This is a genomic window from Microlunatus sp. YIM B11417, assembly GCF_059617205.1.
Window position 1 is genome coordinate 1,427,863 of record NZ_JCAMPJ010000001.1, and the last position, 24,299, is coordinate 1,452,161.

A 24,299-nucleotide genomic window follows, 5' to 3' on the forward strand; every position below is an offset into this window, starting at 1 on the left:
CCGCCCGAGGCACCCGGCTCGATCCCTCCACCTCGTCAACCGCCGGAGGTGGATCCACGGACGCAGGCGTACCTCTACGCCGAGGTCAGGCGGCGGATCGGCGCCGACGGCGCGCTGATCATGGCGGTGTTCGCGCTCGCCCTGTCCTGGCTGCTGCCCGTCGGCACCGTTCTGGGGATCGCGGTGTTCGTCCTGCGGGCCAGGCAGTTGCGCCTGATCTCCTGGTACGACGCGTACTTCCCGCACGGCTGCCCGGACCGGCGAACGCTCGACCTGGCCTGGGCGCTGGCGCTCCTCGCCGTCGTGATCTCTGTAGCGGCAGCGGCGCTGCTGATCGTCCTGACCGTGCAACAGGGCTGGAACGTCGTGCGGCCGCGCTAGGAGCCAGGCTTCGGCGTGAGATCCTGGCGGCGGCTTCGAACGAAGGGGAGTGGGTTGACCGCCGACGAGTTCGCCGAGTATCGGCGGCTGCTGTTCACCGTCGCCTACGACCTGCTCGGTACGGTGAGCGACGCCGAGGACGTGGTCCAGGACGCCTGGCTGCTCTGGCAGCGCGCGGACCGGTCGGCGGTGGCGAATCCGAGGGCGTACCTGGTCCGGATCGTGGTGAACCGGGCCCTCGAGCGGCATCGGCAGGTGGCCCGGGCCCGGGAGGAGTACGTCGGGCCGTGGCTGCCGGAGCCGCTCTGGACGACCGAGGACGTGGCGGAGCGGGTCAGTGACGCGGAGGACCTGGCGACCGGGATGCTGGTGGTGCTGGAGACGCTGTCCCCGCTGGAGCGGGCGGCGTTCGTGCTGCACGACGTGTTCGGCTTCGAGCATCCGGAGGTCGCCGAGATCCTGGATCGCTCGCCGAGTGCGGTGCGGCAGCTGGTGCACCGGGCCCGTGATCACGTACGGGAGCGGCGGCCGCGGTTCCGGGCCGAGCCGGAAGCGGCGCGGCGGGCGGCGGACCGGCTGATGCAGGCGGCGAGCGGCGGCAGCATCGAGGGTCTGCTGGAGGTGCTGGCACCGGACGTCGTGCTCTACCTGGACGGCGGCGGTGCGATCCGTACCGCGTTGCGGCCGATCACCGGTGCGGAGAAGGTGGCCCGGCTGCTCGGCGCGATCGGTCCCGACCTCCCGGATTACGAGCTGGTCTGGGACGCCGGGACCCGGCGGGCGATCGGCTACGCGGGTGGCCGGCCGGTGACGGCGCTCGGGCTGGACCTGGTCGACGGGCGGGTCACCGGCATCTACGGTGTGCTGAATCCGGAGAAGCTGAAGCACCTGCCGCGGAAATGAGATTCGGCCGGCCCTCAACCAAGCCTGCGGGTACTTGGGAGGACCGGCCTACTGATGAATAGTTAAGCCGCCCAGGCATCACGAACGATCAACTTCTGCTCAAGAGAGCCCGAAGATTCCCCACTAGGTTCCGGACGGGGCCGGGATTCGCTGCAGCAAGGGGCCGAACGAGGTCACCAGGGCGGTGATCACGCACACCACCAGGGTGATGATCACGCCGGCACCGGGGGTGTGGCCGTTGTCGGTGAAGACGATGATCCCGGCCGCCGCGAGGACGGCCAGCCAGCCGACGATCGAGCGGGCCAGCAGCCGGTCCGGCCGGGCCAGCACGCCGATGACGATGAACGCCAACAGGATCGCGATCGCGAGCACCAGGGCGAACAGCATCCGGTGGTTCACCGTCGCCAACATGCCCCAGAGCGTGTAGGTCCGGTTCACGTCGACGTCCGGAGTCTCGTACACCTTCTGCAGCCAGGGGGTCGCGGTGAGTGCCAGGACCGCGGCACTGCTGAACGGCGGCAATCGCCTCGGCAGGCTCGCCAGGGCTCCCTGTGGTTCGGCCATCTCTCCCTCTCGTCCCGTCCCTCGTCGCTGAGCGGAACACCGTAGCGAGCGACCGGGCCCATCCGAGGATCGCCCCCAACCGGAAGTCTGACTAAGGTGAGGCTAAGCTTTGCTGGACGGTGGATCTCTGGGGGTGACGGATGGAGTGGTACGACGACGCCGGCCGGCTCGATCGTGATCTCCGCGAGCATGCCCGCGCCGCCTCGGGGAGTCTGGCCGAACGGCTGCCGCTGGCGGCGATCCGCTGCTCGGCGACGACGCTGCGGCTGCTCCGGGTGCTCTACCTGGTCGAGCGGTCGACCATCGAACGGATGCGGGTGCTGCTGGTCACGCCCACGCACAGTGACGCCCAGGTCACCGCGTTCCTCTGCACCTGGGCCTACGAGCGGCACTGGATCGCCGACGCCCTGCGGACGGTGCTCGAGGCGCACGCCTGGCCGGTCGACTTCCCGCCACCGGGTCGGCCGACGCCGAGCGGCCTGCTCGGCGAGGCCCGGCACCGGCTGCTGCCGATCACCGAGGCGCTGCGGACCAATCTGATCGGCGACCCGGTGGTCGCCGTCCATCTCGTCGAGGGTGTCCTGGACGACGAGCTGAGCCGGGTCGGCTACCGAGAGTTGATCAAGCTCGAGCCGGGCCTGGCCGAGCTGGCCGAGTCGGTCCTCGACACCAAGATCATCCACGGTCGCTATCTGCGCACCCGGGCTGCCGTCGATCTTGGTCGCTCTGCCGTCGCACGGCGCCTGGTCGGCCGCCGGCTGAAGTCGTACGTGTGGCCGGAGCGCAGTCCTGCCCTGCCGACGGCGGAGGTGTCCTGGTTCGTCCGGACCGTCTTCGGCGACCGTGATGATCATGAGCTCGAGGTCGGGCTGGCCGGCCTGTCCCGGCTCCGGTTCGGGATCGAGCGCGGTCGGGTGCGCCTGCGTACCGACGCGGTGAGGAGTTGATCATGGCCTTCGACATCGACAAGTACGCCGACACCTCGGAACGGGTGCACTGGGAGGACCTGGACTTCTCCGCCTTCGACGACCGGCCGCTGTCGGCGGAGACGCTGCGCAGCCTGCACTACATGTGCGACATCGAGTACCACACCGTCTGCTACATGCGGGACATGCTGACCACGCCGTCGCACCGGGAGGACGCGGTGTCGACCTTCATGACGATGTGGAACCGGGAGGAGTACTGGCACGGCGAGGCGCTGGCGGCCGTGCTCGAGCGGCACGGCATCACGGTCGACTTCGACGCGTTGAAATCGCGCCGGCTCAAGCTCGGCTGGCGGGACAAGATCGCCCCGGTGAAGCAGGCGCTGCTGGGCAACCTGGTCGGCGCCGACTTCGTCGCGGTGCACATGAGCTGGGGCGCGGTGAACGAGTGGTCCGCGACCGCGGCGTACCGGCGGCTGGCCAAGCTCGAAGATCATCCGGCGCTGTCGCCGCTGCTGCGCCGGATCGGCCAGCAGGAGACCCGGCACGTCGCGTTCTACACCACCCAGGCCAGGGCGCGGCTGGAGAAGAGCGCCGCGGCCCGGACGTTGACCCGGTTCGCGCTGTCGAAGGCCTGGGGCCCGGTCGGCTCCGGGGTGATGCCGGAGGCCGAGGTGAAGCACGTGATGAAGCACATCTTCGGTTCCCCGGAAGGGATGGCGGAGATCCGCAAGATCGACGAGCACGTGGCCCGGCTGCCCGGCCTGGACGGCCTGCAGGTGGTCACCGACGCGTTCCGCGCCCGCGGGATCTACTGAGGCGAGGTCGTGTAGACCGCGTCGATCATGCCGGAGGAGAAGGTCCGTGCGGTACGCAGCGCGAGCGGCAGGGCCTCGTCCAGCTCGGCGAACATCGAACTGCCCTGACCGACGGCGACCGGGCTGATCTTCAACCAGAACTCGTCGACCAGGCCGGCGTTGATCATGGACCGGATCGACGCCACACCGCCGAACATCACCAGAGCCCGGCCGTCGGACTCCTTGAGCCGCCGGACCTGCTCGGCGCCGTCGCCGGCCGCCAGCGTTGTCTCGGGCCAGCGCGAGACGTCGAACCCGGTGTCCGAGGTCAGCACGACCTTCGGGGTGCTGTTGATCCAATCGGCCATCGGGCTGTGCACCTTGGTCCAGTAGGCCTCCATGTCGAGGAACGTCTGCCGGCCGAACAGGATCGTGTCGGCGCCGGTACGGAACCGGTCGGCCAGATCGTCCTCCTGTTCCTCGTCGGGAACGATGAACGTGAGCGAGGCCAGGTCGCCCTCCGGGCCGGCCATGAAGCCGTCGACGGAGATGTTGCAGGAAACGATCAGTGATCTCACGGTACGCACTCCTCGAGTCGGGCTCGCCGGCCCACACCGGTCGGCGTACGTCGTACCGTACTATGTACGGCAACTAGGGTCCAGACATGCACGGAGCGGAATTGTCACGGGTACTGCCGCTGCTGTGGCGCACCGCCGAACGGCCGAGCCCCGGCGACCGGCTCTCGGTCGGCCGGATCGTCCAGCAAGCCGTCGACCTCGCCGACGCGAGCGGTCTCGAGCGGGTGACCATGCGTGCGCTGGCCCAGGAACTCTCGGTCGGCACCATGTCGCTCTACACGCACGTGCCGGGGAAGCCCGAACTGCACGCGCTGATGCTCGACCAGGTGATGGGGGAGGACCTCCGGCCGGTGCCGGAGTCGGCCGGGTGGCGGGAGGCCCTGATCGAGATCGCCCACAACGACCGGGACCGCTACCTGCGGCATCCCTGGCTGCTGCAGCTGACCGCGACGCGTCCGCCGTCCGGGCCGAACGTGACCGCGAAGTACGACCGGGACCTGAGCGCGCTGGACCGGACCGGGCTGAGCGCGGCGGAGATCACCGCCACCATGATCACGTTGGACGTCTTCGTTCAGGGAGCCGTGCAGAGCGAGGTGGACGCAGACGCGGCGCGGGCGGCCGGCTTCGACGACGGCGACTGGTGGCAGGCACACCGGCCGTACTGGTCGCGGGTGGTCGACCCTGATCATTTCCCGGCGATCCACCGCCAGTTCGAGAGTGCCGGGCGGGCGGATCCGGACACCGACCACCGATTCAACTTCGACTTCGGCCTTGATCGACTGCTGGACGGCATCGAGGTCCTCCTGGAACGGCGGGGCGACCGGTGACCGCGGCCGAGGACCCCTACCGCGACGAGCAACTCGTCCAGCTGTACGACCTGGACAACCCGTCCGGTGATGATCATGACTATTTCCGGGCGGTCGCGGACCGGCTCGGGGCAACCAAGATCATCGACCTCGGTTGCGGGACCGGGCTGCTGACCCGGACCCTGGCGACCCCCGGGCGGTCGGTGATCGGAGTCGATCCCAGTCCGACCATGTTGGGTCATGCCCGCCGTCAGCCTGGTGCGGAGGCGGTCACCTGGATCGACGGCGACGCCGCGGCCCTCGAACCGGCCGGTGACGCCGACCTGGTGATCAGTAGCGGGAACACGATGATGCACGTGTCGCCGGCCGAACTGCCGGGCGTCCTCGCCGCGCTCGCGGCGGCGCTGCGGCCGGGCGGCATGATCACCTTCGACAGCCGGAACCCGGCGGCCCGGGCCTGGGAACAGTGGGGCCGGGAGTCCACGTACGGTGAGCGCGACACGCCCTTCGGCCGGCTGCGGGAGTGGCTGGATGTCGTCGCCGTCGAGGACGGCCGGGTCGAGTTCGACGCCTACAACGTCTTCGCCGACGGGCGCACCGCTGTCTTCCGCAATGTGCTCTTCTTCCGCGAGCCGGGCGACCTCGTTGCCGTTCTCGAGACGGCCGGGTTCACCGACGTCGACGTGCGCGGCGGGTGGCACAGTGAGCCGGTCGGTGACGGCACCCGGGTGCTGGTGATCAGCGCGCGGCGCGGCTAACCGGCGCGCGGCACCAGCCGGCCGACGTGCTTGGCCGCGACCACGGCCTCGCCCTCGCGGACGAACTCGCCCTGCAGCCCGGTGAACGGGCCGCCGACGACGAGGAACCGTTCGCCGGCGATCAGGCTGACCGGGAACTCCAGCGTCTCGCCGGAGCCGTCGCCGTCGGACACGGTGCCGTGGATGATCAGCCCGTCGTCCGCCACGACGATCCGCAGCTCGATCCCGTCGGTGCGGTAGGTGCCCGCGTACGGGGCCAGCTCGGCGGCCGAGAGTCGGAGCGGCTCCGGCGGTCGTTCGACCAGGCCGAGCCGGGTCTCCAGGGTCCGGCGCACGATGCGTTCCGACAACTCCCGGCCGGCCGGACTGCAGTTGGTCAGGACGACGATCGCGCTGTCGTGCTCGGGAACGATCGTGACGGCCGAGTGCTGGCCGGCGACATCTCCGTGGTGCTCGATGATCTTGGTGCCGTCGTACCCGCGGAGCATCCAGCCGATGCCGACCCGGATGCCGGGCATCAGTTCATGATCAGTCGTCGGCTCGTGCATGGCCCGCATTGACGTCTCGGAGAGCACCCGGGTGCCGTCCCCGGCTCGGCCGTCGCCCAGCTGGAAGCGGGCCCAGGCGAGTTGATCACGGAGGCTGGACGCGAGCCGGGCGCCGGCCGGGACGTAACCGCGCGGGTCGCTCCACGGTTCGCAGTGCCGAAGGCCGGCGTCGTTCTCGGCCGGCTGATGGCCCAGCGCAAAGGGCCGGGTCATGATCGCGTTCAGCGAGGTCAGGGTGTCCTGGAGGCCGAGCGGTTCGATGATCAACCGGGTCAGTGCGCGTTCGTACGGTGCGCCGGTGATCATCTCGATCACCCGGCCGGCGAGCACGAAGGCGGCATTGTTGTACGACGCGTCCGTACCCGGGGCGAACTGCTGCGGCAGCTCGGCCAACAGCCCGACCGCCCGTTCCACGGCGTCGTCGCCCTCGCCGGTGTCGACCCAGGAGTCGCCGCCGTCCCAACCCGCGGTGTGGTTGAGCAGTTGGCCGACGGTCAGGTTCGCCGCCGCGGCCTCGTCGTGCAGGCGCAGGTCCGGCAGGTAGTGGCGCACCCGTTCGTCGAGCGCCACCCGCCCCTGGTCCACCAGCGCCATCATCGCCGCTGCGGTGAACGTCTTCGCCGTCGACCCGATCTGGAACAGGGTCGACGCGTCGACCGGTCGACCATGATCGAGCCGTGTCGACCCGTACCCGGCGAGGTCCAGCTCACCGCCATGATCAACTCCGACGACGGCCCCGGGAACACCAAGCTCCCGGGCCGCCTGTGACACCTCGGCTTCGAGGGCAGCCGCCTGATCGCGCATACCGAGGACTCTACGGGTGGAATCAAGACTGTCGGTGGTCGGTGGCAGGCTGCGCGGCATGTGGGACTGGGAGACGAGTGTCGTGCTGGTGCGTGATGCGATCGGACGGGTGCTGCTGGTCCGGCAGAACTACGGGCACCGCTTCTTCGGCCTGCCCGGCGGGAAGATCGAGGACGGCGAGTCGCCTGGTGAGGCGGCCGTTCGGGAGCTGTTCGAGGAGACCGGCCTGCGCGCCGGGTCGGTCGTTCCGCACAGCGTGCACGAGCTCGTCTATCCGGGCACCGGCGGTCGCTACCGAGCGCACGCGTTCACCTGCCTCGAGGTCTCGGGCACGCCCGGCGTGCGACTGCCGGAGGAGATCTCCGCCGTCGCCTGGTACGACCCAGTCACCCTGCCCGACCCGCTCACCCCATCGGCCCACGCGGTCCTGAGATCCGGCCGAGACGTGCCCTGAGCCTGTCGAAGGGCCGGGAGACCTTGCACACCTGCAGCGGGCGTGACAGCGAGCGGTCTGTTCGGTCTGCGCGTTGCCGGAGTGTCTCGGCCAACGGGGCAAGGCCTTGCTCCCTGGTTCGCTCCGTTCTCCTGCAGGGCGGCGGTGAGAGGTGAACTGATCAAGTGATCCGGCCGCAACCGTCGGCTCTGCACTTTCGACATGATCCACGCAGACCGAGCCGCGAACGGGACATGGGCAGGCTTTCCACAGTTCCCTTGTTTTGTTGGGTTTCTGTCGGTCCAATGAAGTAGAATAGTGCACATGTTCGAATCTCTGGAGGCGAAGTGAGCGGCGCATGAACCGGGGACCTTCGCCGATGGACGGCAACGTGACCAAGCCGGCGGGCACGGCGCTGCTCCGCGCTCGGACCGCGATGGACGCGCGTCACCGGAAGGCCTCGTGGTCCGTGTCAACGTGCGTTCGACCCCGGAAGCTCGTCGCCGATCAGCGTTCACCGGCCGGGCGAGTCGAGTGGCGGACCAGCGGCTGACGGTTCGTCCGGCGCCGGGCCGGCCCAGGTCGGGTCCTTTCTCGAATACGGCGCTCCACGATCGGCACCACACCGGCCCGGTGTCGGAGACCTCGGCTGACTCGGCTGGACCACTCGACCGGCTGTCGGCGTCGGCAACGACGATCTTCGGGCCAGCGCCCGATCACGTGGCCCGGTGACCCGGATGGTACTCACGATCTTGGAGCTGGGTCGTCATGCTCTGCTGGCTGCGATCTCCCACCGAGCCGACAGCGGGGTCCTCTCTGGTGGGCGTCGAACGGGACCGAGCCGGCGGAGCTGCGCCGGCTCGGGCAGCGACGACGCTACTCGGCGCGGCCGTAGGCCAGGTGCAGGACGCCGGAGTCGAGGGCGGTGGAGGTGAGCAGCTTGAGGGGCACGGTCTTGCTGCCGGCGAAGAGCGTCTCGCCTTGGCCGACCACGATCGGGTGGACCAGCAGATGCAGTTCGTCGACGAGGCCCTGCTCGACCAGCCAGCGGACCAAGGTAGGGCTGCCGGTGGTGCCGAGGTTGGTGTCGGCCTTCAGCCTGGTCAGCTCGGCGGCCACGTCCCCGGTGATCACGTCCGTGTTCTGCCAGGTCGGGTCGGTCAGCGTGGTGGAGACGACGTACTTGCGCGATCCGTTCATCTGCTGGGTGATCGGGTCGTCCGGGTCGGCGTCCGGCCAGTAGGCGGCGAAGTCCTCGTACGTCTTCCGCCCGATCACGGTGGCTTCGGCCTCGCCCATCAGCCGGCCGACGATCTCGCCCATCTGATCGTCGAAATAGGGGAAGTGCCAGGTGTCCGGGTCTTCGGTGACGCCGTCCAGCGAGATGAACAGGCTGGCCTTGAGGAATCCCATGATCATGTTCTCCTTGATCAACCGGGCGGACCGGCTGGTAGCACTGCGAGAGAGGTTCGTGCCATCGAGACTCCCCGCCCCCTCGGCCTCCGGGTAGTGATGAAAGTCAGGAGCGTCGGCGGCGATCGGATGGGAGGATCGCGGCATGCCCTCCGTGAGCCAGCGCGATGCCTTCGACGAGTCCGCAGCGATCTATCAGGCGGCCCGGCCGGCCTATCCCGCCGAGCTGTTCGACGACCTGATCGCCGCGACCAGCCTCCGGCCTCCGGCGAACCTGCTGGAGATCGGCGCAGGTCCGGGCACCGCGACCGTCGACGTCGCGCGGCGCGGGTTCAAGATCACCGCCGTCGAACTCGGCCCCGGACTGGCCGAGCAGGCCCGGCACAACCTGGCCGGCTTCCCGCTGGTCTCGGTGATCACCAGCGGCTTCGAGGACTGGGAGCCTCCGGCCGACCACCACTACGACCTCGTCTACTCGGCCAACGTGTGGCACTGGCTCGATCCTGAACTCCGCTGGTCGAAGGCCGCCGGGCTGCTGAATCCGGGCGGTTGGCTGGCGGTCTTCGGCGCCCGGCACGCCTTCCCCGACGGCTACGATCCGTTCTTCGACCAGGTCCAGCCCGTCTACGACGAACTCGGCGAAGGGGCGATCGACTGGCCGCCCGCGCCACCGCGCCCCCACAGCGGCAAGCTGATCGAGGAAGCCGAGGGCACCGGCCTGTTCCGCGCCGTCGCCGACCGCCAGTACGTGTGGGCGGTCGACTACGACGTGGACGGCTACCTGGCGCTGCTCGACACGTTCGCCAACCACCTCGTCATGGAGCCGGCCAAACGTGATCATCTCTACGGCGAGGTACGCCGGCTGTTCGCCGAACGCCCCGGCGGACGGGTGACCCGGCACTGGGTCTCACAACCGGTCCTCTTCCGCCGCGAGCCAACGCCGTAGCGCATTCGCCCAGTTCCGGTGCCGGCTGTTGCCGCCGCGGAACTCGGCGGCCGACAGCAGGCCGTAGAGACCCTCGTAGAGCCGGACCCGCGCGGCGAACCCGACGTCCGTGGTCGCGTGCTCGGCGTACCCGGCCCGGAAGGCGTCCGCCCCGCCGGGCACGACCGGCAGCAAGCTGCTGTTGATCTTGATGAAGTCGTACCCGGCGTCCCACTCCCGGACCATCTCGAAGTCCAGCAACACCGGTGGCCTGCCGGGGGAGACCAGGAAGTTGCCGGGATGCAGGTCCCGGTGGACCAGCCGCGGCGCAGCCACGGACGCCAACAGCGCTGGCGCGTCCCGGTCGAGCCGCACGGCCACCGCATCGGCCAGCCGCCGGTCGTCACCCTCGAGCCCGGCCAGCTCGGCCAGTGCCTCGTCGAGCGCGGCCCGGAACACCGCCGGCCAGTCCGGATGGGCCTGCCCGGTGTCGTCGCGCCACACCGTCCCGGCCGGCAGCTCGATGGCGTGCAGCCGGCCGACGATCCTCCCGAACTCCCTCAGCAACTCGACGCGTACGGGCGCCGGAACCCGGTCGAGGACCGCGGACGCCTCCTCGCCGTCGGCGTACCGCAGCACGGAGAACTGACGACCGCCGAGGGCCGTGCAGGACTCCTCGAAGACGAGCAGTTCCGGCGTCGCAACGTCGTACCCGCGCAGTAGCTCCATCGTGCGCAGATAGGTGGCCAGCTGCTCGGGATCCTCCTCCGGGATCAACCGCACCTTGGCGACGACCGGCCCGGCGTCGCTGTCGCAGAACCAGACCTCGTTGGCATAACCGGCCAGGCGACGTGGCCTTCCCCGCAAGGAGATCGCGGGCCCCGCACCCGCCAGCGCCGTCGCCAGGGCACTCTCGTCGACCGCCATTCGATGATCTTGTCAGGCCGGGCCCGCCGGCGCACCGGGTTAACGATGCCGTCAGAGCAGGGTGGAGCTGATCTCCACCGCGGCGGCGACGGTGTCGCGGGCGAGTTCCTTGATCATCGGATCGATTCGGTACGACGGACCGGACAGGCAGATCGCGCCGACCGGGCTGCCCTCGCCATCGGTCAGCGCGACGGCGATCCGGGTCACCTCGTCGCCGAGCTCGATGGTCGCCCAGCCGCGCTGCTGGGCCCGCTCGATCTGGCCGGACAGCTCCCGGCGCTCGGCAGGCGACAGCCGGTGCTGGGCCGCGGCCAGCGACTCCCGCATCAGCTGGGATCGCTCGCCGTGCTCGACCGCAGCGAGGACGGCGACACCGACGGCGACCTCGTGGATCGGCCGCGGCACCATCGGGATCTCGGTCCGGACGGCCTTCCTGGTCTGCAGATAGTCGACGAACAGCATCTCGCCGCCGTTGACCACCGCGAGATGGATCGCCTCGTCGTGTTGATCATGGAGCTGTTCCAGCCGGGCCCGGGCCAGCCCGGCCAGGTCGAGCACCCCGGGCCGGCGGTGGGCCAGCTTGCTCAGCCGCGGCGTGGAGAAGTAGCGCCGGTTGACGTCCTGCCGGACGTAGCCCGCCTCGCGCAGGGTGGCCAGGATCCGTGAGCTGCTCGACTTGTCCAGGGCCAGCTGGGCCGCCACCTCGGTCACGGTGACGCCGTCCTTGCCGGACTGGGCCACCAGTTCCAGCGCGACGAGGCCGCGGCGCAGCGAGGACGAGCGGCCATCACCGGAACCGGGGCGGCGTTCCATCGCGTGCCTCCTCACCTCATCGTTCAGGGAACGAACACTCCCTTGACAGTCGGCGGAGCCGCTGCGCAGGATTGATCAACAGCGTTGCATTCTGCGCAACTCCCGTCAACCGAGGACTCCTCGATGCTGCCGTCCTACGAAGAGATCGTCGCCCTCACGCCGTTGTGGGAGGGGGTGCGTTCCGACGACGGGCGTCCCCGGGTCCCCGACGATGATCTTGAGGTGCTCGCCGGGGCCACCGCCGAGCATGCCTGGTCCGTTCTCGATCATGCCGGCTATCCGCGGCAGTACGTCGGCGGCTGGGTCCAGTCCCGGCCGGGCCGCCCGTTCGTCGGCCGCGCCCTGACCTGCGGGTTCGTGCCGTTCCGTCCGGACCACAACGAGGCGGTGGTCCGCAACGGTCGCGAGCACGGCTTCACCGAGGGCGGACGGCAGAACACCTGGGTGATCGAATCGCTGGGGGCCGGCGACTGTCTGGTCGCCGACATCTTCGGCAAGGTCTTCAACGGCACCGTGGTCGGCGACAACCTCGGCACGGCGGTGGCCACCCGGACCGGGGTCGGCGCCGTGATCGACGGCGGCGTCCGGGACCTCACCGGACTGCGCGAGCTCGACGCCAACTTCTACTTCCGCGACACCGACCCGTCGCCGATCCGCGAGGTCGTGCTGAACACGGTCAACGCCGCCGTCACCATCGGCGGTGCCACCGTGCTGCCCGGCGATGTCGTGCTCGGCACCGAACTCGGCGTCACCTTCATCCCGCCGCACCTGGTCGCCGCCGTCGTCCAGGAGAGCAAGAAGACCGCCCACCGGGACCGCTTCGGCAAGTTGCGCATCTCGGAGCGGATCTACACCACGACCGAGATCGACACCGGCACCTGGGCCGATCACATCGAGGCCGACTACGCCGACTGGACCCGCGCCAACCCGATCTGAATCCTCAACGAGAGAAGGCAACCCGCCATGACCACCGTCGGTTCGGGCGTACCCGTGCTGAGCGAGGACCACGTCAACACCGCCTCCCGGCCCAGTCAGCTGCGGATCACCGATCTCAAGATCGCCAACCTGGTCGGTGTCCCGTTCCCGTCGACGATCATCAGGCTGGAGACCAACCAGGGGCTGGTCGGCTACGGCGAGGTCCGGGACGGGGCCAGCGCCAGCTACGCGTTGATCTTGAAGAGCCGGATCATCGGCGAGAACCCGTGCAATCTGGACAAGATCTTCCGCAAGATCAAACAGTTCGGTGCGCACGGGCGGCAGGGCGGCGGTGTCTGCGGGATCGAGATGGCGCTGATGGACCTGGCCGGCAAGGCCTACGGCGTCCCCGCGTACGCCCTCGTCGGCGGCCAGTTCCGGGACCGGGTCCGGTGCTACGCCGACACACCGAGCGAGGCCGACCCGGAACGGATGGCGGAGCGGCTGCTGGACCGCAGGGCGCGCGGCTTCACCATGCTCAAGATGGACGTCGGCATCAATCTGATCAAGGACCTGCCGGGTGCGCTGATCGCGCCGCCCGGTGCGCTGACCGACACCGCGACCATGCACCCGTTCACCGGCATCCAGGTCACCCAACGCGGGGTCGAGGCGCTGGCCGCCTATGTCGCGCGGGTCCGCGAGATCGTCGGGTACGACGTCGCGCTGGCCACCGACCACTTCGGCCACATCGCGCTCGACTCCTGCATCCGGATCGGCCGGGCCCTGGAGCCGTACACGCTGGCCTGGATCGAGGACCTGATCCCGTGGCAGTACACGGACCAGTGGCGTCAGCTGACCGAGGCGGTCGCGGTGCCGACCTGCACCGGCGAGGACATCTACCTGACCGAGAACTTCAAGCCCCTGCTGGACGCCGGGGCGATCCGGGTGGTGCATCCCGACCCGGCGACCTCGGGCGGGATCGCCGAGACCAAGCGGCTGGGCGACTACGCGGAGGAGAAGGGGATCGCGATGGCGCTGCACCTCGCCGCGTCGCCGGTCGCGACCATGGCGAGCGTCCATCTGGCCGCGGCGACGCAGAACTTCCTGGCCCTGGAACACCACGCCGCCGACGTCGAGTTCTGGAACGACCTGGTCACCGGCCTGCCGAACCCGATCATCGCCGACGACGGCCACATCGCCGTGCCGGAGACGCCGGGCCTCGGCTTCGCCGACGTCAACGAGGAACTGTTCGCCGAGCATCTCGACCCGAGAGCGCCGGTCCTGTTCGCCGACACGGCGATCTGGGACAACGAGGCCGCCCATGATCGTCTCTGGAGCTGAGCCATGGAGGAGTTGAGCACGTGAAGATCGCCGAGGTCGTGCCCGGTGCCGAGGTGGGCGGCACGCTGTCCAGACTGGTCGCGCAGGCCGGGGTGGAGGACGCGGTGGGCACGCTGCCACCGGTGGCCCGGCTGGATGCCGGCGGTGGCGACGCGCCCTGGGACTACCTGCCGATGCTGCGGCTCAAGGACCGCTACAACCAGGCCGGGTTCGACCTCGGCGTGATCGAATGGCGGCCGCCGCTCAACCTGGCCAAGCGAGGGCTGCCCGGCCGGGACGCGGAGATCGATGCGGTCTGCACCTTGATCACCAGCATGGGCAAGCTCGGCATCCCGGTCTGGTGCTACGAGTGGATGACCGACCGGAACTGGGTCCGCACCTCCACCAGCACGCCGTCCCGGGCCGGCTCGGTGGTCACCGCCTTCGACCGGACGGCCTTCGAGGCGGGGCCGCCGCCGGAGCTGGGCGAGATCGCCGAAGATCAACTCTGGGAGAACCTGGAGTACTTCCTGCGCCGGGTGATCCCGGTGGCCGAGGACGCCGGCGTCCGGCTGGCGATGCATCCGGACGATCCGCCGCTGTCGCCGCTCGGCGGGGTCGGCCGGATCATGTCCAGCCTGGACGGGTACCGCAGGCTGCTGCAGACCGTCGACTCGCCGATGAACGGGATCACCTTCTGCCAGGGCAACTTCCGGCTGATGACCGATGATCTTCCGGCCGCGATCGGCGAGCTCGGCGCGGACGGCAAGATCTTCTTCGTCCACTTCCGTGACGTCGAGGGCACCGTCGAGAAGTTCACCGAGACCTGGCACGATGCCGGGCCGACCGACATGTACGGTTGCGTCAAGGCGTATCGCGACATCGGCTTCGACGGCCTGATGCGGTGTGATCACGTACCGACGATGTACGGCGAACCGCTCTCCGACGTGGGGTACGGCACACTGGGGCGGCTCTTCGCGATCGGCTACATGCGCGGACTGATCGAGGCCGCGAGCAAGGAGACCTGATGCGGATCATGATCACCGGCGCCGCGGGTCGGCTCGGCCGGCGGGTGGTCGACACCGCGACCGCGGCCGGGCACTCGGTGATCGCCTGCGATCGGGCGCTCATCGAGGCCGGGCCGCTGGTGCAGCCGGTGATCGCCGACGTCACCGACTACGACGCCGTCCGTGCGCTGCTCGACGGCGTCGACGCCGTGATCCACCTGGCTGCCTGGGCCGGTCCGCAGCCCGGTTGGCCGCGGACCCACAACGACAACGTGGCGGGCTCCTACGCGGTGCTGCTGGCGGCCGCCGAGGCTGGCGTGACCAGGGTCTGTGCGGCGTCCAGCGTGAACGCGATCGGCGGCATCTACAGCCGCACGCCGCGCTACGACTACTTCCCGATCGACACGGCGCATCCGACCTACGCCGAGGATCCGTACAGCCTGTCCAAGTGGATCCTGGAGGAGCAGGCCCGCTCGATCGTCCGCCGGTTCCCGTCCGTGTCGGTGGCCAGCCTGCGCTTCTCGGCGATCATGGAACGCGAGGCGCGGGTGGCCCACATCCGCCGCAACGAGGCGGCCGCGGCGCCGGACCTGTGGGGCTACTCGCCGCCCGACGCGTGCGCCGCCGTCTGCCTGGCCGCGCTGACCGGGGAGGTCCGGGGCGCCGAGGTGTTCTACGTCGTCGCCGGCGAGACCGCCAGCGACGTGCCGAGCGAGGAACTGGCCCGCCGCTACTTCCCGGACACACCGATCCGCGGCGACCTGTCCGGTCACCGCGGGTTCTACGACGGCTCGCCGGCCCGGGACCGGCTCGGCTGGGTCTCCTGATTCCCTGCCCCGGTACGGATCCGGGCGATCAACCGAGCGGTCCGCGGCCAGCGACCCCAGGCGATGATCACGACCAGGACCAGCAGACCGAGGGGGAGCGTCCAGCCGGCGCCAACGGCGAGCACCTGGGTCAGCACGGCGCCGATCATCAACAGGGAGAACGCGAGCGCGGCCGCGCCGCACAGCGGAGGGATCAGCAGCGTGACGGCGCCGATCACCTCGGCCACGCCGACGGTGTAGCGCAGCCAGACCCCGGCCCCGAGGGCGTCGAACGACGCCACACTCTCCGGCGCACCGCTGAACTTGCCGAGCGCTGCGAGCAGGAAGATCAACGCGGCCACGGCCTGGAACACCCAGAGGATGATCGAGACCGCATGGTGGCCACGTACGCCGGAGGAAGTCGCCATAACGACGTTATATCACCTCGTGGGGTGTGGTTCAGCCGAGCGAGGTCTTCAGGTCCTCCAGGATGCCGTGCGCCGCGATCACGCCGATCCCGGTCATCCAGACCTCGTCCGAGACCAGGAAAACCCGGCCGCTCTTGACGCCGCTCAGGGTCTGCCAGAGCGGGTCCTTGAGCAGCTGATCCTGCTCGGCGGTGGCGTCCGGACCGTACGCGGTGACGTAGATGATCTTGCCGTCCGCCTTCGGCAGTTCCTCGGCGCTGATCTCGGCGAAGCGCCGGTCCTCGGCGCCGTTGAGCTGCTGGAACTCCGGCCGGGAGATGCCGGCCAGCTCGAGCACCGAGCCGGAGAAGCTGGTCGGGCCGTAGATCCGGATGCCGCCCTTGATGAACCGGACGATCGAGGCCTCGGCCTGGGCTCCGTCCACCTCCGAACCGGTGGTCTTGGCTTCCGCCTTGAGTTGATCAAGGAGTTCCCGGGCCTGGTCGCCCCGGCGCAGGGCGCTCGCGTCGAGCAGGAAGTTCTCCTGCCAGGTCAGGCCGACCAGCTCGGTGAACACCGTCGGTGCGATCTGGGACAGCTGGTCGTACAGGTCCGGGGTGCGGAACTTCGAGCCGAGGATCAGGTCGGGGCGCAGGCCGGCGATCTTCTCCAGCTCCGGCTCGGAGATCTTGCCGACCGTCGGCACGGCCTTGATCGTCGGGCCGAGGTAGCTCGGTTGGCCGCTGTCCAGCGAGATCGTGCCGACCAGCCGGTCCTGCAACCCGAGCGCGCAGATCGTGTCCAGCTTGTCGCTGTCCAGGACCACGATCCGCTGCGCGTCGTCCGGCACGGTGGTCGATCCCATCGCGTGCTCGATCGTCGTCGGCCCGGCGGCCGGCCGGGTCTCGCCGCAGACCTCGTCGCCCGGTGCGGTGGTCGGGCCGAGCCGCTGGGGCGCCGGCGCCGCACCGGATGGTGGTGTGCCGCCGCTGCCACAGCCTGTGGCCAGCAGGGCCAGGCCGACCATGATCACGACAAGCAGGCGCAACGGGCGCATCGGGTTCCCCTTCGTTCTGGTTAGGCAGACCTTAGCTCAGGGCAGCCGAACGGACCTTGACAGGTCCCGGAGCTAGATTGCTAGCATATTAGCCATGGTGAGTGACAAGCCGAGCAAGGTTCAGTTCAACGTCTACCTGCCGCCGGACCTGGTCCGCCGGTTCAAGCACCAGGCCATCGACGAGGGCCGCAGTCTCTCGGCCGTGGTCGAGACGGCGCTCGAGGCCTACCTGACGACGAAGAAGGGACAGTGATGATCACCATGACGGAACAGAACAAGGTTGCCGTGCCGACGTTCCTCGCCCAGGCCTTCCGGTTCTCCGACGAGCCGGCCGCGATGGCGCGGTTCCTGGAGACGCTCGGGCTGGGCGTCCTGGTCAGCAAGGGCACCGGTTGGTACGACCTGCGCGGCCGGAGCGGATCCGTGGCGCTGCATGCCTCCGGTGACCGCAGTGCGTCCGGAGCCCCGGGCGGGCAGACCGGACTGGTCATGGTCGCGCCGGAGGCCCGGGCGGCCGCCGAGTATCTGGAGACGCAGGGGCTGGAGACCACCGTCTGGGACGAGTCCTTCGGGGTCCAGGCCAAGGTCAGGACGCCGTTCGGCGGCGAGCTCTCGATCAACGAGGAGCAGCGCGACTTCTACGGCTACGAGCGGCATGATCCGCAGCCCGGGCCGATGGAGGTCGTCGTGGTCTTCTTCACCAATCGCCTGGATGAGGTGGCTCCGTTCTTCGCACGGTTCGGGTTTCATCCAGACGAGGAGGGCTCCGAAGATCATCATCATCTCCGCAACGGCGACCGCGGGGTGATCCTCCTGCATCGGGCCCACACGGATGCGCAGGAGGGTTCGATCGGCCTGAGCTTCCAGACCGAGGAACCGTTGGAGGCGGTGGCGGACCGGCTCACCGCGGCCGGCTACCAGCCGTCGCTCCTGGGCGACCCGCGGCGGATCGCGGTGACGGACCCGGACGGTCAGCTGATCGAGGTCTGGCCGTCCTAGGTCCATGATCACCAGGCGTAGGTGATCAACTCCGACAGCAGCTCGTCGGCGTCGACCTCCAGTCCCTTGCCGGTGAACCAGGTCGCGACGTTGCGGCAGTCCCGGGCCAGGAATTCCATGCCCTGCGGATTGCCGACGATGTCGACGACCTGGGGAAGGTCGATGATCACGACCCGTTCCTCCGTGGCCAGGATGTTGTACGGGGACAGGTCGCCGTGGGCCAGTTGGCGGGAGGCCAGCACTCGCATCGCGTCGGTGAGCTGCTGCCAGAAGACGGCCAGCAGGTCCCGATCCGGCCTGGCCTGGGCCAGCCGCGGCGCCGGGCGGCCGTCCTCGTCGGTGATCAACTCCATCAGGATCTCGGTGCCGTCGAGCTGGATCGGGTACGGCACCGGGAGGCCGGCCGACCAGAGGTCGCAGAGGGTGCCCCACTCGGCGGCGGCCCACTGGCCGGCCTCGACGGTGCGGCCCCACTGACTGCCCTTGGCCATCGCCCGGCGGTCCCGGGAGTTCCTGATCTTGCGTCCCTCGACGTACCCGCTGTCCCGGTGGAACTGGCGATGATCATGGGAGCGGTAGCGCTTGGCGGCGTGGAGTTCGACCCGGTCGTCGGAGGCCCGTTCGACCAGATGGACGTCGGCCTCCTTGCCGGTCTTGAGAATGCCCAGCTCGGTGTCGATCGCCATCTCGGTGATCACCCAGTCGGGCACCGGTTCGGGCCCGGTGAGCACGCCCATCTCGTCGTAACGAGACCAGCGCTGGTTGTCGGGCAGGTCAGGCTTGGCCTCGAAGGTGAAGTCGAAGCCGTAGTCCGCGGCGGACCGCGATTCGGTCATGGGGATGTGCTCCTGTGCTGAGGGCGATGGTCATGAGGGCATGACCAAGGGAGGCGATGGACATGTCACGCCTCCTTCCTCAGGCACCGGGCCGCTCCCGGCACGAACTTCACTTGCCGCACGATCGTGTCCGACCCGAGCCGCACCTGGCAACCGAATTTATCCGGCGGCCTTCGGTGCCCCGACGTTCCACTGCGCGGCGTAATGATCATGAAGCCGCTGCCAGCCGTACTCGTCCGCGTCCGAGCCCACCACCCGGTCCACCGGGTTGCCGCCGACGTTGACCTCGAGCACGCTGATGCAGACGTGCCAGCCGCCGGCCATCTGGGGGCCGAGCGCGGGGTCGCCGGCGAAGCGCTGTTCCAGGGTCAGGCGGCTGCCTTCGGCGACCGGGTCGAGGGTCCAGCGCAGCGTGTGATCGCCCCAGCGGTGGATCAACTCGCGCGGCGGGTCGACCTCCAGCACCTCGGCGTCGGCCGGCTCGTCGCCCGGGTTCTCCCGGGACTGGGCCGTGCCGCGGCTGGTCAGCGCCCGGTCCGGCACGATCGGCGACCACTGGGCCAGCCGGTCCGGCTCGGTCAGCCAGGGCCAGACCTGCTCCGGGCTGCGGGGCAGCGACCGGGTCATGGTGAGCACCCAGGTCCCGCCGTCGTCGGTGAGCGTCGCCGCGTCGAAGCCCGTGGCGTCGATCGCGTTTTTGATCAGTTCATTCGGCATCGGAGGACTCCTTCTCCTGTTCCAGTAGTTCGGACAGCCGGTCGAGGCCCCGCGACCACCGGCGGTAGTAGGGCGTGATCCAGGCGATCACGTCGGGCAGGGGGCGGTCGCTCAGCCGGTAGACCCGCCGCGGGCCGTCGATCCGTACCGTGACGACGCCGGCGTCCCGGAGCACCCGGAGGTGCTTCGAGGTCAGCGACTGGGACAGGGCCAGCCGGTCGACCAGTGAGCCGACGTCGGACTCGCCGGCGGCCAGCGCGTCCAGGACGCGCCGCCGGGTCGGGTCCGCCAGCACCGTGAAACCGTCCATGACCGAGACATTACTCATCGTTCATATGAATGACAAGGGATATGCAGATCGGCATGGCGCGGACCACCCGTGGACTGGCGATAAGGTGCACGGGTGGTACGGCGACGTACCCCGGCACCCCCGAAGAAAGTCGAAGAAAGGCCAGCACCGACGTGATCACTCGCATGACGGAGTTGTTCGTCCGGACCCTGCGCGAGGACCCGGCGGACGCCGAGGTGCCCAGCCACCGCTGGCTGGTCCGGGCCGGGTACATCCGGCGGACCGCCCCGGGCATCTACTCCTGGCTGCCGCTCGGCTACCGGGTGCTGCGGAAGATCGAGGCCGTCGTCCGCGAGGAGATGGACGCGATGGGGGCGCAGGAGGTGCACCTGCCGGCGCTGCTGCCGCGCGAGCCGTACGAGGCGACGAACCGGTGGACCGAGTACGGCCCGAACCTGTTCCGGCTCAAGGACCGGCGTGGCAACGACATGCTGCTCGGCCCGACCCACGAGGAGATCTTCGCCCTGGTGGTGAAGGACCTCTGCTCCTCGTACAAGGACCTGCCGCTGTCGCTCTACCAGATCCAGACCAAGTACCGCGACGAGGCGCGGCCGCGGGCCGGCATCCTGCGCGGGCGCGAGTTCGTCATGAAGGACTCGTACTCCTTCGACCTCGACGACAGCGGCCTGCAGAAGTCCTACGACGCGCACCGGGACGCCTACATCAAGATCTTCAACCGGCTCGGCCTGCAGTACGAGATCGTCTCCGCCATGTCCGGCGCGATGGGCGGCTCGGCCAGCGAGGAGTTCCTGGGCCTGGCCGAGAACGGCGAGGACACGTTCGTCCGCTCGCCCGGCGGCTATGCGGCCAACGTCGAGGCGGTCCGGATCGCGCCCGCCGAGCCGATCCCGTACGACGACGCCCCGGCCGCGCACGTCGAGGACACCCCGGACACGCCGACCATCGACACCCTGGTCGCGGTCGCCAACGAGCGGGTGCCGCGGCCGGACCGGCCCTGGCAGGCGAGCGACACCCTGAAGAACGTCGTCCTCATGGTCACCGAGCCCGACGGCAAGACCCGCTATCCCTTGGTGATCGGGATCCCCGGCGACCGCGAGGTCGACGCGAAGCGGCTGGAGGCGCAGCTGGAGCCGGCCACCGCGGAGCCGTTCGGCGAGGCCGACTTCGCGGCCTACCCGGGCCTGGTCAAGGGCTACATCGGTCCCGGCGCGCTGGGCGAGGACTCGGTGACCAAGATCAAATACCTGGTCGACCCGCGGGTCGGCGTCGGCACCCGCTGGGTGACCGGCGCCGATCAGCCGGGGAAGCACGTCTTCGACCTGGTCTGCGGCCGCGACTTCACCCCGGACGGCACGATCGACGTCGCCGACATCCGCGAGGGCGACCCGTCGCCGGACGGTTCCGGCCCGCTGCACCTGGCCCGCGGCATCGAGCTAGGCCACATCTTCCAACTGGGCAAGAAGTACGCCGAGGCGCTCGGCCTGCAGGTCCTCGACCAGAACGGCAAGCTGACCACGGTCACCATGGGCTCGTACGGGGTCGGCGTGTCCCGCGCCGTCGCCGCGGTGGCCGAGGACACCAGCGACGAGAAGGGCCTGGCCTGGCCGCCGGAGATCGCGCCGTACCGGGTGCACATCGTGGCCGCCGGCAAGGGCACCGAGATCGCCGAGTACGCCCACGAGCTCGCCACCCGGCTGGACGAGGCCGGCATCGAGGTGCTGCTGGACGACCGGAACGTCAGCCCCGGCGTCAAGTTCGCCGACTCCGAGATCCTCGGCATGCCGACGATCGTCGTGGTCGGCCGCGGCCTGGCCGACGGCCTGATCGAGGTCCGGGACCGCCGGACCGGTGAGCGCACCGACATCGCGGTCGCGGATGCGCTCGGCCACCTGCTCGCCCTGATCCGTGAGGGCAGCGCCGCGGACCTCCTCGTCTAACGTCGGTGCTGCTCAACGACGGCCTCCAGCTGTCGCTGCTCGGGGTCGCGCTGTTGATCCTGGTCGCGTTCGCGGCCGGCTGGATCGACTCGGTGGTCGGCGGCGGCGGCCTGCTGCAGTTGCCGGCGCTGCTGATCGGCCTGCCGGACAGCCAGCCGGCGGCGATCCTCGGCACGAACAAGCTGTCCAGCGTCTGGGGGACGGCGGTCGCCTCGATCACGTACGCGATCAAGGTCAGACCGGACTGGCGGACGATCATCCCGCTGGTGATCACCTCCGGTCTGGGCGCGGCCGGTGGCGCGATGGTGGCGCAGTACCTGCCGAAGGCGATCTTCACCCCGATCGTGCTGGTCGCGCTGATCGGCGTCGGGATCTTCACCTGGCGCCGGCCCAAGCTGGGCATGACCAGCGAGCGCAAGCACGCCGGCGGCCACCACTACGGCCGGGCCGCGGCGATCGGGCTCGGCATCGGCTGTTACGACGGGCTGATCGGCCCGGGCACCGGCGCCTTCTTCGTGATCTTGCTGGTCAGCGTGCTCGGGTACGGCTTCCTGGAGGCCAGCGCCAAGGCCCGGATCGCCAACCTGACCACGAACATCGGGGCGATCATCGTCTTCGGCGTGCACGGCCAGCTGATCTGGCAGCTCGGCCTGGCGATGGGCGCGGCGAACCTGATCGGCGGGCTGCTCGGCGCCCGGATGGCGATCCGCGGCGGCAACGAGTTCGTCCGGCGGGTGTTCCTGATCGTCGTCCTCGCCCTGATCCTCAAGCTCGGCTACGACACGGTGATGCAGTTCCTGCCCTGACCGATCAGGGCTCGACGTAGCCGGGCCAGCTGAGCAGCGGGCCGCCCCAGCCGACCGCGGAGACCGTGGTGGAGCGGAGCGTGCCGACGGCCAGCTCGCGGTCCTCCTCGGAGTCCGCGGCGGCGACCCACTGGCCGCAGAACGGCAGCAGTGCGGTGTCCAGGGTCATGATCAACTTCGTGGCCGAACCGGCGTCGGTGGGCCGGACCGGGACGTCGTAGGCGGGTGCCGCCGGCGGGACCTCGGCCGACGCGTCGACGAGCTCGGCGATCAGCCGGTCGCGCAGGCTGCGGTACTGCCGCAGCGCGGTCGCGGCCCGTTCGAACCGCTGCTCGGTCAGGTGCCCGATCGCCGTCTGGTAGCCGTAGCTGACTGCGTGCAGCTGATCGACCATGGCCCGCCGGGCCTGTTCCGGGTCGACCGGCGCGACCGGGCGGTGCGGGACCGGCTTCGGTGCCTTGGCCGGCCCGGCACCCTTGGCCGAGTCGCCCTGCTGCCGGAGCGCCTGGCCGTAGCCGTCGGCGGCGGCCGCGAGGGACGCCCAGAAGAGGGCCGTCACCGACTCGGCGGCGACGGCCCGCTCGGCGTACTCGGTGGCGGCGGCGGCCTCCGCGGCGGCCAGGTCCTCGAGCCCGCCGGGCAGGGCCGCCTTGGTCGGCTTCGGGGTCGGCCGTGGGCTGCCGCCGCTGGTCGGCCGGCCGGTCGGCTCCGGTGCGACCAGGGCCGTCAGGTGGAGCTGGTGGCCGGCCGCGGCGGCGGTCAGGATCGCGGTCAGCGGACGGCCGAGCTCGTCGTCGCCGGCCTTGAGCAGCGACCGGGCCTGCCGGGCCAGCTGCTCCTCGAGCTTGGCCGCCGCGGCGCCGCCGGCGAAGACGGGCGGCTGGGTCGGCGCCGGCTCCGGTGCGGTGCTCGGCTGGACCGGCGGCTTGGCGTCGCACCCGGCCACGGCCCCGCTGACGGCGAGACCGGAGAGAACGCCGAACCCGGTCAGCAGCACGGCGCGCCGGGGCAACGGTGAATTCATCGGGTTGGTCCCCTGCGTCAAGAAACTACGGAGGTCATGGAACAATGCCTGGTCGGCGAAACTGCGGCCCGCAACATCAGGCACCTCAACATATCAATCGAACGGAGCTGGGGGATGAAGGACGTCCACATCGAGCAGTTGCTGACCCCAGTGCTCGCGGAACACGGTCTGGAGCTCGAGGCCGTCGAGATCGTACCCGCCGGGAAGCGGCGCCTGTTGCGGCTCGTGGTCGACGGTGACGGCCCGGACGGGACCGGTCCGCTGCTCGACGACATCGCAGAGGCGACCAAGGCGGTCTCGGCCGCCCTCGACGCCGACGACGCGGCCGGCTCGGCTCCGTACACGCTCGAAGTCACCTCGCGCGGCGTCTCCCGCCCGCTCACCCTGACCCGGCACTGGCGCCGCAACGCCGGCCGGCTGGTCCGCGTGAGCACCGCCGACGGCACCGAAATCACCGGCCGAATCGCCGAAGTGCACGATGATCAGGTCCTGCTGACGACAGAATCGGAGCAGATTTCGGTACGTTTTGCCGATATCGGCAAGGCGCTGGTCCAGGTCGAGCTGAATCGCGCCGAGGAGGGCTGA

General features: G+C 69.8%; 29 protein-coding genes. 17 read left to right on the forward strand and 12 right to left on the reverse strand.

Annotated features, from left to right (window positions below; translation table 11 throughout):
* Positions 1-48: 48 nt before the first annotated feature.
* Both AC6CCG_RS07195 and sigJ read left to right on the forward strand, forming a co-directional pair.
* A complete protein-coding gene (locus AC6CCG_RS07195) occupies positions 49-381 on the forward strand; it encodes a hypothetical protein (RefSeq protein ID WP_496653804.1) in 333 nt (110 codons plus the stop codon).
* Positions 382-435: 54 nt separating this feature from the next.
* Positions 436-1,284 carry an RNA polymerase sigma factor SigJ gene (gene sigJ / locus AC6CCG_RS07200; protein WP_496653805.1) on the forward strand — a complete coding sequence of 283 codons (849 nt, stop codon included), beginning with the start codon at positions 436-438 and terminating at the stop codon, positions 1,282-1,284.
* 123 nt (positions 1,285-1,407) lie between these two features.
* Here sigJ and AC6CCG_RS07205 read toward each other — a convergent pair whose 3' ends face one another.
* Positions 1,408-1,848, reverse strand: coding sequence for a hypothetical protein (locus AC6CCG_RS07205; protein ID WP_496653806.1), 441 nt, complete (start codon positions 1,846-1,848; stop codon positions 1,408-1,410).
* A gap of 140 nt (positions 1,849-1,988) precedes the next feature.
* Here AC6CCG_RS07205 and AC6CCG_RS07210 point away from each other — a divergent pair, with 140 nt between their 5' ends.
* Together AC6CCG_RS07210 and AC6CCG_RS07215 are read left to right on the forward strand one after the other, a co-directional pair.
* On the forward strand, positions 1,989-2,795 hold the full coding sequence (locus AC6CCG_RS07210) for a hypothetical protein (RefSeq protein WP_496653807.1): 807 nt from the start codon (positions 1,989-1,991) through the stop codon (positions 2,793-2,795).
* Between the two features lie 2 nt (positions 2,796-2,797).
* Positions 2,798-3,589: a ferritin family protein gene (locus tag AC6CCG_RS07215; RefSeq protein ID WP_496653808.1), complete on the forward strand. Its 792-nt coding sequence runs from the start codon at positions 2,798-2,800 to the stop codon at positions 3,587-3,589.
* Here AC6CCG_RS07215 and AC6CCG_RS07220 read toward each other — a convergent pair.
* Complete coding sequence (locus AC6CCG_RS07220) at positions 3,583-4,146, reverse strand: dihydrofolate reductase family protein (RefSeq protein WP_496653809.1); 564 nt, start codon at positions 4,144-4,146, stop codon at positions 3,583-3,585. The two genes, AC6CCG_RS07215 and AC6CCG_RS07220, sit on opposite strands and share 7 nt — an antisense overlap.
* A gap of 101 nt (positions 4,147-4,247) precedes the next feature.
* Here AC6CCG_RS07220 and AC6CCG_RS07225 point away from each other — a divergent pair, with 101 nt between their 5' ends.
* Both AC6CCG_RS07225 and AC6CCG_RS07230 read left to right on the forward strand, forming a co-directional pair.
* Positions 4,248-4,973, forward strand: coding sequence for a TetR/AcrR family transcriptional regulator (locus tag AC6CCG_RS07225; protein WP_496653810.1), 726 nt, complete (start codon positions 4,248-4,250; stop codon positions 4,971-4,973).
* Positions 4,970-5,710 carry a class I SAM-dependent methyltransferase gene (locus AC6CCG_RS07230; protein ID WP_496653811.1) on the forward strand — a complete coding sequence of 247 codons (741 nt, stop codon included), beginning with the start codon at positions 4,970-4,972 and terminating at the stop codon, positions 5,708-5,710. The genes AC6CCG_RS07225 and AC6CCG_RS07230 overlap by 4 nt, the downstream gene beginning before the upstream one ends.
* On the opposite strand, the gene AC6CCG_RS07235 is transcribed toward AC6CCG_RS07230, so the two are convergent.
* Positions 5,707-7,062 carry a serine hydrolase domain-containing protein gene (locus AC6CCG_RS07235; protein WP_496653812.1) on the reverse strand — a complete coding sequence of 452 codons (1,356 nt, stop codon included), beginning with the start codon at positions 7,060-7,062 and terminating at the stop codon, positions 5,707-5,709. The two genes, AC6CCG_RS07230 and AC6CCG_RS07235, sit on opposite strands and share 4 nt — an antisense overlap.
* A gap of 16 nt (positions 7,063-7,078) precedes the next feature.
* Between AC6CCG_RS07235 and AC6CCG_RS07240 the strand changes: the two genes are divergently transcribed.
* Positions 7,079-7,516 carry an NUDIX hydrolase gene (locus tag AC6CCG_RS07240; RefSeq protein ID WP_496653813.1) on the forward strand — a complete coding sequence of 146 codons (438 nt, stop codon included), beginning with the start codon at positions 7,079-7,081 and terminating at the stop codon, positions 7,514-7,516.
* A gap of 855 nt (positions 7,517-8,371) precedes the next feature.
* Here the strand turns inward: AC6CCG_RS07240 and AC6CCG_RS07245 are convergent.
* Positions 8,372-8,914 carry a dihydrofolate reductase family protein gene (locus AC6CCG_RS07245; RefSeq protein WP_496653814.1) on the reverse strand — a complete coding sequence of 181 codons (543 nt, stop codon included), beginning with the start codon at positions 8,912-8,914 and terminating at the stop codon, positions 8,372-8,374.
* Positions 8,915-9,053: 139 nt separating this feature from the next.
* Here AC6CCG_RS07245 and AC6CCG_RS07250 point away from each other — a divergent pair, with 139 nt between their 5' ends.
* Entirely contained in the window at positions 9,054-9,854 is an 801-nt protein-coding gene (locus AC6CCG_RS07250; protein WP_496653815.1) for a class I SAM-dependent methyltransferase, read from the forward strand.
* On the opposite strand, the gene AC6CCG_RS07255 is transcribed toward AC6CCG_RS07250, so the two are convergent.
* On the reverse strand, positions 9,816-10,760 hold the full coding sequence (locus AC6CCG_RS07255) for a phosphotransferase family protein (RefSeq protein WP_496653816.1): 945 nt from the start codon (positions 10,758-10,760) through the stop codon (positions 9,816-9,818). The genes AC6CCG_RS07250 and AC6CCG_RS07255 overlap by 39 nt on opposite strands.
* Positions 10,761-10,811: 51 nt before the next feature.
* Complete coding sequence (locus AC6CCG_RS07260) at positions 10,812-11,573, reverse strand: IclR family transcriptional regulator (protein ID WP_496653817.1); 762 nt, start codon at positions 11,571-11,573, stop codon at positions 10,812-10,814.
* Between the two features lie 123 nt (positions 11,574-11,696).
* On the opposite strand from AC6CCG_RS07260, the gene AC6CCG_RS07265 reads away from it, so the two are divergent.
* Genes AC6CCG_RS07265 through AC6CCG_RS07280 form a run of 4 tightly spaced genes read left to right on the forward strand, consistent with a single transcriptional unit; the run spans position 11,697 to position 15,642 of the window.
* Positions 11,697-12,509, forward strand: coding sequence for an RraA family protein (locus tag AC6CCG_RS07265; protein WP_496653818.1), 813 nt, complete (start codon positions 11,697-11,699; stop codon positions 12,507-12,509).
* 27 nt (positions 12,510-12,536) lie between these two features.
* Positions 12,537-13,829 (forward strand): mandelate racemase/muconate lactonizing enzyme family protein, encoded by a 1,293-nt coding sequence (locus AC6CCG_RS07270; RefSeq protein WP_496653819.1) that lies wholly within the window; start codon positions 12,537-12,539, stop codon positions 13,827-13,829.
* 20 nt (positions 13,830-13,849) lie between these two features.
* A complete protein-coding gene (locus AC6CCG_RS07275; protein ID WP_496653820.1) occupies positions 13,850-14,836 on the forward strand; it encodes a mannonate dehydratase in 987 nt (328 codons plus the stop codon).
* Entirely contained in the window at positions 14,836-15,642 is an 807-nt protein-coding gene (locus AC6CCG_RS07280; protein WP_496653821.1) for an NAD-dependent epimerase/dehydratase family protein, read from the forward strand. The genes AC6CCG_RS07275 and AC6CCG_RS07280 overlap by 1 nt, the downstream gene beginning before the upstream one ends.
* On the opposite strand, the gene AC6CCG_RS07285 is transcribed toward AC6CCG_RS07280, so the two are convergent.
* Both AC6CCG_RS07285 and AC6CCG_RS07290 read right to left on the reverse strand, forming a co-directional pair.
* Positions 15,597-16,049 carry a DoxX family protein gene (locus AC6CCG_RS07285; protein ID WP_496653822.1) on the reverse strand — a complete coding sequence of 151 codons (453 nt, stop codon included), beginning with the start codon at positions 16,047-16,049 and terminating at the stop codon, positions 15,597-15,599. The genes AC6CCG_RS07280 and AC6CCG_RS07285 overlap by 46 nt on opposite strands.
* 31 nt (positions 16,050-16,080) lie before the next feature.
* On the reverse strand, positions 16,081-17,085 hold the full coding sequence (locus tag AC6CCG_RS07290; RefSeq protein ID WP_496653823.1) for an ABC transporter substrate-binding protein: 1,005 nt from the start codon (positions 17,083-17,085) through the stop codon (positions 16,081-16,083).
* Between the two features lie 94 nt (positions 17,086-17,179).
* Between AC6CCG_RS07290 and AC6CCG_RS07295 the strand changes: the two genes are divergently transcribed.
* Positions 17,180-17,338, forward strand: coding sequence for a ribbon-helix-helix domain-containing protein (locus AC6CCG_RS07295; RefSeq protein ID WP_496653824.1), 159 nt, complete (start codon positions 17,180-17,182; stop codon positions 17,336-17,338).
* Positions 17,338-18,084 (forward strand): VOC family protein, encoded by a 747-nt coding sequence (locus AC6CCG_RS07300; RefSeq protein ID WP_496653825.1) that lies wholly within the window; start codon positions 17,338-17,340, stop codon positions 18,082-18,084. The genes AC6CCG_RS07295 and AC6CCG_RS07300 overlap by 1 nt, the downstream gene beginning before the upstream one ends.
* An 8-nt stretch (positions 18,085-18,092) precedes the next feature.
* Here the strand turns inward: AC6CCG_RS07300 and AC6CCG_RS07305 are convergent, their stop codons facing one another.
* From AC6CCG_RS07305 to AC6CCG_RS07315, 3 genes are all read right to left on the reverse strand, one after another.
* Positions 18,093-18,920: a serine protein kinase RIO gene (locus AC6CCG_RS07305; protein WP_496653826.1), complete on the reverse strand. Its 828-nt coding sequence runs from the start codon at positions 18,918-18,920 to the stop codon at positions 18,093-18,095.
* A gap of 159 nt (positions 18,921-19,079) precedes the next feature.
* Positions 19,080-19,637, reverse strand: coding sequence for an SRPBCC family protein (locus AC6CCG_RS07310; protein ID WP_496653827.1), 558 nt, complete (start codon positions 19,635-19,637; stop codon positions 19,080-19,082).
* Entirely contained in the window at positions 19,627-19,947 is a 321-nt protein-coding gene (locus tag AC6CCG_RS07315) for an ArsR/SmtB family transcription factor (RefSeq protein WP_496653828.1), read from the reverse strand. The genes AC6CCG_RS07310 and AC6CCG_RS07315 overlap by 11 nt, the downstream gene beginning before the upstream one ends.
* 164 nt (positions 19,948-20,111) lie before the next feature.
* Here AC6CCG_RS07315 and AC6CCG_RS07320 point away from each other — a divergent pair, with 164 nt between their 5' ends.
* Both AC6CCG_RS07320 and AC6CCG_RS07325 read left to right on the forward strand, forming a co-directional pair.
* The gene (locus tag AC6CCG_RS07320) at positions 20,112-21,884 is read left to right on the forward strand and encodes a proline--tRNA ligase (protein WP_496653829.1); all 1,773 of its coding nucleotides are present in this window, start codon (positions 20,112-20,114) and stop codon (positions 21,882-21,884) included.
* Positions 21,885-21,889: 5 nt separating this feature from the next.
* Entirely contained in the window at positions 21,890-22,690 is an 801-nt protein-coding gene (locus AC6CCG_RS07325; RefSeq protein WP_496653830.1) for a sulfite exporter TauE/SafE family protein, read from the forward strand.
* 4 nt (positions 22,691-22,694) lie between these two features.
* Here AC6CCG_RS07325 and AC6CCG_RS07330 read toward each other — a convergent pair whose 3' ends face one another.
* Positions 22,695-23,714 carry a DUF4439 domain-containing protein gene (locus tag AC6CCG_RS07330; protein ID WP_496653831.1) on the reverse strand — a complete coding sequence of 340 codons (1,020 nt, stop codon included), beginning with the start codon at positions 23,712-23,714 and terminating at the stop codon, positions 22,695-22,697.
* A 114-nt stretch (positions 23,715-23,828) separates the two neighbouring features.
* Here AC6CCG_RS07330 and rimP point away from each other — a divergent pair, with 114 nt between their 5' ends.
* The gene (gene rimP, locus AC6CCG_RS07335) at positions 23,829-24,299 is read left to right on the forward strand and encodes a ribosome maturation factor RimP (protein ID WP_496654399.1); all 471 of its coding nucleotides are present in this window, start codon (positions 23,829-23,831) and stop codon (positions 24,297-24,299) included.

Coding starts and splice junctions, on each gene's coding strand:
- AC6CCG_RS07205 (WP_496653806.1), bottom strand. CDS start 1,848: ATGGCCGAACCACAGGGAGCCCTGGCGAGCCTGCCGAGGCGATTGCCG.
- AC6CCG_RS07210 (WP_496653807.1), top strand. CDS start 1,989: ATGGAGTGGTACGACGACGCCGGCCGGCTCGATCGTGATCTCCGCGAG.
- AC6CCG_RS07215 (WP_496653808.1), top strand. CDS start 2,798: ATGGCCTTCGACATCGACAAGTACGCCGACACCTCGGAACGGGTGCAC.
- AC6CCG_RS07235 (WP_496653812.1), bottom strand. CDS start 7,062: ATGCGCGATCAGGCGGCTGCCCTCGAAGCCGAGGTGTCACAGGCGGCC.
- AC6CCG_RS07245 (WP_496653814.1), bottom strand. CDS start 8,914: ATGATCATGGGATTCCTCAAGGCCAGCCTGTTCATCTCGCTGGACGGC.
- AC6CCG_RS07250 (WP_496653815.1), top strand. CDS start 9,054: ATGCCCTCCGTGAGCCAGCGCGATGCCTTCGACGAGTCCGCAGCGATC.
- AC6CCG_RS07255 (WP_496653816.1), bottom strand. CDS start 10,760: ATGGCGGTCGACGAGAGTGCCCTGGCGACGGCGCTGGCGGGTGCGGGG.
- AC6CCG_RS07260 (WP_496653817.1), bottom strand. CDS start 11,573: ATGGAACGCCGCCCCGGTTCCGGTGATGGCCGCTCGTCCTCGCTGCGC.
- AC6CCG_RS07265 (WP_496653818.1), top strand. CDS start 11,697: ATGCTGCCGTCCTACGAAGAGATCGTCGCCCTCACGCCGTTGTGGGAG.
- AC6CCG_RS07270 (WP_496653819.1), top strand. CDS start 12,537: ATGACCACCGTCGGTTCGGGCGTACCCGTGCTGAGCGAGGACCACGTC.
- AC6CCG_RS07280 (WP_496653821.1), top strand. CDS start 14,836: ATGCGGATCATGATCACCGGCGCCGCGGGTCGGCTCGGCCGGCGGGTG.
- AC6CCG_RS07285 (WP_496653822.1), bottom strand. CDS start 16,049: ATGGCGACTTCCTCCGGCGTACGTGGCCACCATGCGGTCTCGATCATC.
- AC6CCG_RS07290 (WP_496653823.1), bottom strand. CDS start 17,085: ATGCGCCCGTTGCGCCTGCTTGTCGTGATCATGGTCGGCCTGGCCCTG.
- AC6CCG_RS07295 (WP_496653824.1), top strand. CDS start 17,180: ATGGTGAGTGACAAGCCGAGCAAGGTTCAGTTCAACGTCTACCTGCCG.
- AC6CCG_RS07300 (WP_496653825.1), top strand. CDS start 17,338: ATGATCACCATGACGGAACAGAACAAGGTTGCCGTGCCGACGTTCCTC.
- AC6CCG_RS07305 (WP_496653826.1), bottom strand. CDS start 18,920: ATGACCGAATCGCGGTCCGCCGCGGACTACGGCTTCGACTTCACCTTC.
- AC6CCG_RS07310 (WP_496653827.1), bottom strand. CDS start 19,637: ATGCCGAATGAACTGATCAAAAACGCGATCGACGCCACGGGCTTCGAC.
- AC6CCG_RS07315 (WP_496653828.1), bottom strand. CDS start 19,947: ATGGACGGTTTCACGGTGCTGGCGGACCCGACCCGGCGGCGCGTCCTG.
- AC6CCG_RS07320 (WP_496653829.1), top strand. CDS start 20,112: ATGACGGAGTTGTTCGTCCGGACCCTGCGCGAGGACCCGGCGGACGCC.
- AC6CCG_RS07330 (WP_496653831.1), bottom strand. CDS start 23,714: ATGAATTCACCGTTGCCCCGGCGCGCCGTGCTGCTGACCGGGTTCGGC.
- rimP (WP_496654399.1), top strand. CDS start 23,829: ATGAAGGACGTCCACATCGAGCAGTTGCTGACCCCAGTGCTCGCGGAA.